A 7,463-nucleotide genomic window follows, 5' to 3' on the forward strand; every position below is an offset into this window, starting at 1 on the left:
ATAGAGGATGCTGCCTTCGGTGGGCAGGTCAAGTCCTGCCAGCAGCGACAGAAAGGTGGTCTTTCCGCAGCCACTCTTGCCGACGATGGCGTAGAACTTTCCGTCCTCGAAATCGAAGTTGATGCCTTTGACGGCGTGTACCTTCTGGTACTTGCTCTGATAGATGTAATGCACATTTTGTGCCTGTAACATTCCCATATCCTCACTCCTTATCCCGCAGAATATCCATAACATTGACGCGGACCGTCAGCATGACCGCTACCGCCGCGCCCAAGGTGTAGCAGAGTAAAATCACAGCGCAGATGCTAAGCTGGAAGCTGCTTTTCTCCATCATTCCCACTGCCGCTGCACCAAGCAGCACACCTATCAGGCAGAGCACAAACTGCTCACACAGGGCTTTCAGGGTAATCTGTGCCCTGCTTTCGCCCAGCATCCGCATAACGGCATATTCCGGCTTGCGGCCGCGCGCCAGCAGGAAGCTCAGAAAAAATCCGATGGCGGCAATCATCACAAAGAAAAAGATGTACAGTCCCTCGAGCAGCGCAAGATTGCTTTCGATGGGAGCAACCGTTCCTTTTAAAATGCGGTCGTCGAGTGCAACGCGGATGCCCGCGCTTCCAGACAGACCCTGTTCCACCAGATAGTCCTTCAGTTCCTCCAACCGGTGATTGTCCTTGACGGTAAACACAAAGCTGCGCAGTGTAAACGGCCAGACCATGCCGTCTCCCATCTGCTGATGTGCCGTGGTGGCGGCAGAGCAAAGCTCCTCACTGGTCGCAATGGGCATCACCGCTTTGAAGGCGGTGATGTTGCCGTGATAGGTCGCCGCCACCTTCAGGCGGAAGATGCCGCACATCTCGGAAAGGTCGTCCATGGTGACCGATGCAAAAAACGGGATAGTGTCCCCTGGCTGATAGCCAAATTCATCGGAGATGATGCAGATGCGCTCCTTCCCTTCCAGGCAGCTTTCATCGTAGCCGTCCAGCCAGGTTATCTTGTCCTGGATGCGCACCAGCTGGTCACAGGATGCAAATCTGTCATAGGCGTACATCCATCCGTTTTCTCCTCGCACCTCCTCCTGCTGGAGCAGCTTCTGCATCGCCCGCAGGTTTTGGTCATCATCGGCGTCCTTGCCCGCCTGCGCTTCCAGCTGGTCTTTAGGATAAAGTTTGAACTGAAAATAGTGATAGGCGCTGCTTTCACTGAAATAGCCGCTGTTGACCAGCGTTTTCCACTGTTCCCTAGGGATGACCGGCTCCTCGTAGCTTTCTGCGTTGAGAATCCAGCCGGTTACCTCGATGCTCTCGTAGGCTTCCTTGAGCCTTGCTCTGGTGCTGTCGATAAAGCCAGGATAGAGCAGCAAAAAGACGGTGGCTGCCATGGCAAACAGCAGAACCAACAGGCAGGCTGCTTTTCTTCTGCCTGCCATCCTCCACAGATAGGACAGTCCTTTCATCCTCTCGCCTCCTTACGCTTTGCTCTTGGGCAGCAATTCCCGCGGCTCTTTGTTGATGTCCGCAGACACAAAGCCCAGCAGAAACAGCGGAAACAGCAGCACCGAACCGCACGCTCCCAGCGTCAGCATCGGATCAGCGGTGACAACGACGCTCTCCTGCTCCTCCTGCGCCGGCAGCACATAGGCCTGAAACAGGCTGTCCCGCTCGCTGTGTGAAACGTTTTCTTCCATGATGTCGCTGCCGATTGCCTGCGCTACTCCGTAGCCGACACTTCCTCCCACTGCCGCACCGATGCCGCAGAGAAGAAGCGCACAAACCAACACCGCCGCGACCGCCTGTTTCTTGGTGCCGCCCAGCAGCCGGAAGATTCCCACCGTCTGCCGCTGGTTCTGCCAGAAAAAATAGGCGATCAGGATGCTGGTAATCAACAGCAGCGCTGTGGACAACACCACCAACAGCTTTGCGGTGCTGTTCATCGCCCGCAGACCTGGCTCCACCAGACTGTATCCCTGATCGTAGAAGGTAAATTTCGGCGTAAACTGGCCCTCCTGTTCGGTGGTAATGCCTTTTGCCTCCATGTCATCGAGGAAGGCGTCGATCGAGCCGTTTTGAATCTTTACCGAGAACAGCGAGCTGTGAACATAGCGCTCCTCCACTGGGATTACCGCAGGGACCGATTTCTCAGGAAGATAGATGTTGAAGGTGCTCATATCCAGCGTATTTGGAGAGATGCCGGAATTTCCCGTGACAGGATTCTTCGCGTAGAATCCGACGATCTCATACTCGCCTTGGTGGATAAACTCCCTGGTGTCGCTGTCCCAAAGCGGCTGGGAATAATCGTACTGCTGTGCGGGCTGATAGAAGGTCTCAAACAGGTGGATGTTTAGTTTATCCCCGATTTCCCAGTTCTGGAAATTGGCCATTTCCTCACTCACCATGCAGACCTTCGCGCCGGACAAATATTCCTCCGAAGTGATCATCCGGCCTTCGCTGAGCGAGGCGCCGCCGATATGATAGGCAGGAACCGAGGTGATGTCGTTTGTCAGCTGCACCTGATAGACATAGTTTTGAATCTTGAGGTCCTCCCAGGTTTTGTCGTAATAGGATTGAAGCTTAGGATCATTCTGCACATCCTCCCAGCGCTGGAGCGGAAAAGGCGATCCCATGGCATATCCATCGTCATAGGTCAGATATTCCTGGTCCTTGTCGTAGGCGACATGGAAATTTCCGTAGTCTGTCCACGGATAGCACAGGTTAAAATCCACGATCTCATCCGTTTTGTAGCCTTTTTTGTCCTCCTTGCAGACTTCCAGTATCCCTTCCTCCTGCGCACTCCAGGTCCAGTTCGCACCAGGCCAGAGGCAGGCGACATACTCCACGTCTGGATAAAGAGTCAGGGCGGTCGTCTCATCGCTGCGGTTGACCTGTTTGATCTGGTCGGCGTATCCTGCAACTTCCTTTGGCGTCAGGAAGCAGTGAAAGCGGAACGTGTCCTGATAGCGAAAACATCCTGCCGCATCATCCAGTATCTCCAACTTGATAAGAGGTTGTTGTATTTCGACTAGGGATAAGGTAATCGGTGTCTGACCTATGAGCCGAAAACGAACCAGCTGTCCCGAGGCTCTCGGCACATACATCCCATCGTCCGTCACACCTCTTAAAGCGGGTCTGTCCTCAATATAGGCGCCGTACTGGGTCCGGAGATCCCAGCTTTCCACCGATTCACTGCCGATGATCTGGCTGATATCGTAGCCTTTGACCGCCGCCGCTTTGTAGCCGACGTGGGTTTGGCTGTTTTCCTCCACGAGATTGCCGTATTGGTCGATATCTCCGTACAGCTCGGTCACTGCCAGCGTGGAGTAGGTTTCCTCCGCCTTTTGCAGATTGCCGGTGCTATTGTGATAGAGGTTTAGACTGGTTACGAAAAAGGCTGTCGCCACAATCAGCAAAAGAAGGTAGAAAACCGTCTTTTTGCTGCGCTTTAGCTGTTCAATGAAAATCTTTCGGTGCATGGCGCACCTCCTCCCACATCATAAATGGTTATTATCTACAACTTTACACAACACCGGATTACCGGTCAAGTGGGTTTTTATCTTTTCTACATTATGTTGTAGAACAGCAGTTGTTTTTATTCTAATCGCACATATTAGCAGCATAAACGCACAAGGACCTCCTTCCTTTCGGAAAGAGGTCCTTGTGCCTTTGTGTTTTCTATGGATGATCTAAAAGGTGGTTGCATCTCTAAAGCCGGATGGTAAAGCTTGTTTGCTATGCGGCTGTTTTAGTTTCCTGAGGATAAGATACTATCCTTTTACAGGAATGATGATCCTTGTTTTAAAGCAGTTATCATTAAATTCCAGTTCCATATCCCCGTCATATTTCTTTACGGTATCCCGAACGTTGGACAGCCCGATGCCAAAGTGTCCCTGCTTATTGGAGCGCAGTCTTCCGTTCTGCGCATCGGGTCTGTCTGCTGCGCTGTTTTCCAGCCGAATAATCAGCATTTTCTTATACTGATGAATAAATAACTCTATTTTCCGTTCCCCTGCTTTGATCTGCTGACATGCTTCGATGGCATTATCCAAAATATTGCCCAGAATGATGACCCAATCCAGGTCACTGATAAAGTCAAAGCACATATCCTGCACCTCTGCACGGAAAAGGATGTTGTATTCCTCCGTCTTTTGAATCTTACTGTTGAGCAGCAGCGTGATGATTTTGCTGTTGGTCTGAAATACATGGCTACTTTTATCAATACTTTCGATGACTTCCTTGATATATTCCTTTGTATTTGGACTTTCAGACATACAAAACCCTTCTATCGCCAGAATATGATTTTTCATATCATGCAGTATTTTTCTGGATTTTTCATACTGCTCCTGAAGCTGCTGGAGGTGTTGATATTCCAGCGCATCCTTTTGTTTGGACAGCATCAATTCCTCGTTCAGCTGTTCCTTGAGCTGAAGAAGATGATACAGATAGATTCCAAGAAGGTCGAACACCAGAAAAAAGAACAGTGTCAGCGACAAAACTTCCAGATTTGCCGCTCTCTTCTCCGCCAGAAAGATTCCATAGAGCAGGATGATCAGCTCCATTAAAAAGGCAAGAAAAAAGATGGTGTTGATATTCCATCTACTTTTCTGAAATTGGTTGCGATTGATATATCCAACGATGAGTCTGACCGTCACGATGATGAGAACGCTGCTGACCGCCGCCATGCAAAGCCGAAAGAACCCTGTTTGGAGCGTCTGCTGCGTTCCGAGCTTAGAGAACAGCGACACAATCGGTATCGAGCTGACATCCATGATGACCAGATACAGATAAAAAAAGGCGGTATAAATGAGCTTATTTTGATATTGCTGGTAAAAGCCGGAGATCAGCAGCATTGTACTAAACCCGAATCCGGTCATCCAGACCGTATTCTTATGTAAAGAGATAATCAGAATATATCCCAAAGCAAACAGTGTCCACAGCAGAAAATAGATTCTCGTCGGATGCTGTTCCTTGCGTCCGTATACCTTTTCCATAAAGTAACAGGAGGCTCCCGTCACGGTAAATACTGGCAGGACGGTGGAAATCAGGGTTGTAAAAAAAAGGATACCAATCCCATCCTCTCTATCAAATCATATAGTAAGTATCTTCCAGAAAATCATAATATTTCTTCTTAAATGCGACTGTTCTTTTTTGCGAGATCGGGATCAGGTCTCCGTTGTCGATGAAGATATCGTAGCCCTTGAGAAAATCAATGTGCAGGAAGTTCACCAGAAAGCTTTGGTGCGGACAGGCAAAGATGGACTGATCTATCTTTTTATACGTTTCCTCGATGGTTCCTTTGAACACATATTTTCCATCCTTGCAAACCATCCTGACCTTTCTCTCATAGGTTTCAAAATAGTAAATATCTTCGATTGCCACATGCTTCACACCCTGTTGGGTCATGATACTGAAGCGGTCACGAGGCGGCTTCTTTTCCAGATATTTTAGCGCTTCATCCAGGATGCTGCGGATGCTGGCTTCATTCACCGGCTTTGTGATATAGCCAAAGGCATGTACAGAAAAAGCCTTTTGTGCATATTGGGCATAATTTGTGACATAGATGATCTGTCCCCAGCTTGATTTCTCCCGAAATGCCCTCGCCACTTCAATCCCGTCATATTGGGGCATCTCAATATCCAGAAACATAATATCAAAAGCCGGCATGGCTTCTATCAATTTTTGGGAGTCATCATATTGCTGAATCAGGACGGGAATCTCTTTTTGATGAAAGTAGTGCTCTACGATTTGAAACAGCGCATCATTTAACTCACAACAATCATCACAAATGATTACAGAAAGCATAAAGGGGGTCCTCACTTTGGTTAAAACTATTCTCTAAAAATGATCTATCCATTCCCAATCACCGTTAAAGACATTATTCCGCCACATTCTCGATATACCTCCAGCTGTCGGAACCTGTCTTTTGAATGGTCAATCGCTGTTTGGAGGAAACGCTCTCGTTATAGTCGTAAACATCATAATGAAGGACCAGCAGATCTCCGTCCTCCTCTGCACCGGTAATCGTATAATAAGGAAGGAAACCGCCTCTGCCCTGCGGAATCAGGTATCCGTTTACCTCGGAGGAATAGGATGGACTTGTCTGGAGCTGTTCTTTGGGCATCCCATAGTATTGTTCGATGGTTTGCTCTACTTCCTCCGCCTTGTAATAATACATTCCATCGCTGCCCTGTATCGTCTCCGGTTCGCTTTCGCCAAAAATCGAGAGAACAATATGGCACCAGTTATACAGAATTTCAGGAGCACATTCCTGAAGGAACGGCTTTTCGGCAGAAAACGGTTTGTCCAGAATATAGGCGTATTTCAAAGGATTGACAAACGATTCGTAGGCAGATAAATCCTGCTGCTCTGTTTCTTCCTTTTTATTATCTGCTTGCTTTGTATCGTCCGGCGTATCCTCTTCCTCGGTTTTGGCAGAATCCGAGCCGGTCTGATCGGATTGCTCTGTGTTCTGCGGCTGCTCGTTTGTTTCCTGCTGCGATTGGTCGGAAGGTGTTTCTGTTTTTGCAGAGATTTCTTCTGAAGCATCTTTGTCCAGAGAGCCTTCGTCCTCTCCACTCTCCTCCTCGATGCGCTGTTCCTGCACGGTGCTGTTTTCTCCGGCGCTGTGCTCTACCTTTGGCATCTCCGTTTGACGTGTGCAGGATGTAAAACCAAACAGCATATTGGCCGCCAAAAAGAATACCACCATCTTTTTAAACTTCATATAGATTCCTCCTCTTCCCTTTATTATACTCCTTCCTTTACAAAAGAAAAAGGCGGTCGCAGAACTTACATCATTTTTGAAAAAAATACAGGCGAATGTTGGGGCATCTTCTGTTCTGCTTTTGTCTGATTTTACGAACCTCTTTGCCATCTGACAGCAGGTCAGCAGGCTTTTTTCTGGCTATGATTGCAGGCACCGCGACCAGTGCAGGCCGCTGATGGTTAGCTAAAAACAGGAAGGCCCGTACAGCATCGCCGTCCTCCCACGCGCTGTACTATGACAGCAGAACGAGCAGCCGCATTTTACGGCTGCTCGTTTTCATATGCATCCAATATGTTTACTGGGCTGGAAGCGGGCTTTGGCTTAGTCCCTCAAACAGAGATCCGAAATCTTCTGCAAAACTTTCCGGCAGGACATAGCGGCCGTCCCCTATCATTGCAATCTCCAAAGATGGGATGACATACAGATGATAGATTGTGCCATCATTCAGGCTGAAAAACAGCTGGTAAGATTGGCCTTCGTTTTGTGCTTTGGCAATCTGCTGATAGTCTTCATCGCTCAGCTGTGCCGGCATGGATTGGGCGAGTGTATCAATCAATGCTTCGATCTCTGAGCTTGGGAAGTCTGCCAGCATCTGTGCGCCCGCATGGTCATAAATCGAAACCTCATTGATCGTTTCAGGGAAACGGGCTGCCTTAAAATGCTCCGCAACGTCCATCGGTGTGTTATCTGTCAGTCCGTCAGCC

The 7,463-nt window shown here is 48.8% G+C and carries 7 protein-coding genes; all 7 read right to left on the reverse strand.

What is annotated here, in order from left to right; genetic code table 11:
- Positions 1 to 198: ATP-binding cassette domain-containing protein (locus tag Q0L39_RS09635; RefSeq protein WP_296628737.1), on the reverse strand; the 198-nt coding region annotated here is incomplete at its 3' end.
- A gap of 4 nt (positions 199 to 202) precedes the next feature.
- A complete protein-coding gene (locus Q0L39_RS09640) occupies positions 203 to 1,456 on the reverse strand; it encodes an ABC transporter permease (RefSeq protein WP_296628738.1) in 1,254 nt (417 codons plus the stop codon).
- A gap of 12 nt (positions 1,457 to 1,468) precedes the next feature.
- Positions 1,469 to 3,469: an FtsX-like permease family protein gene (locus Q0L39_RS09645; protein ID WP_296628740.1), complete on the reverse strand. Its 2,001-nt coding sequence runs from the start codon at positions 3,467 to 3,469 to the stop codon at positions 1,469 to 1,471.
- 291 nt (positions 3,470 to 3,760) lie between these two features.
- Positions 3,761 to 4,984, reverse strand: coding sequence for a sensor histidine kinase (locus Q0L39_RS09650; protein WP_296628742.1), 1,224 nt, complete (start codon positions 4,982 to 4,984; stop codon positions 3,761 to 3,763).
- Positions 4,985 to 5,075: 91 nt separating this feature from the next.
- Complete coding sequence (locus Q0L39_RS09655) at positions 5,076 to 5,795, reverse strand: LytTR family DNA-binding domain-containing protein (protein ID WP_296628744.1); 720 nt, start codon at positions 5,793 to 5,795, stop codon at positions 5,076 to 5,078.
- A gap of 73 nt (positions 5,796 to 5,868) precedes the next feature.
- Positions 5,869 to 6,717 (reverse strand): hypothetical protein, encoded by an 849-nt coding sequence (locus Q0L39_RS09660; protein WP_296628746.1) that lies wholly within the window; start codon positions 6,715 to 6,717, stop codon positions 5,869 to 5,871.
- A 337-nt stretch (positions 6,718 to 7,054) separates the two neighbouring features.
- Positions 7,055 to 7,463 (reverse strand): hypothetical protein (locus Q0L39_RS09665; protein ID WP_296628748.1); only part of this gene is annotated, 409 nt, incomplete at its 5' end.

This window comes from uncultured Negativibacillus sp., from assembly GCF_944388365.1.
In the GTDB taxonomy this organism is placed as follows: Bacteria; Bacillota; Clostridia; order Oscillospirales; family Ruminococcaceae; genus Negativibacillus.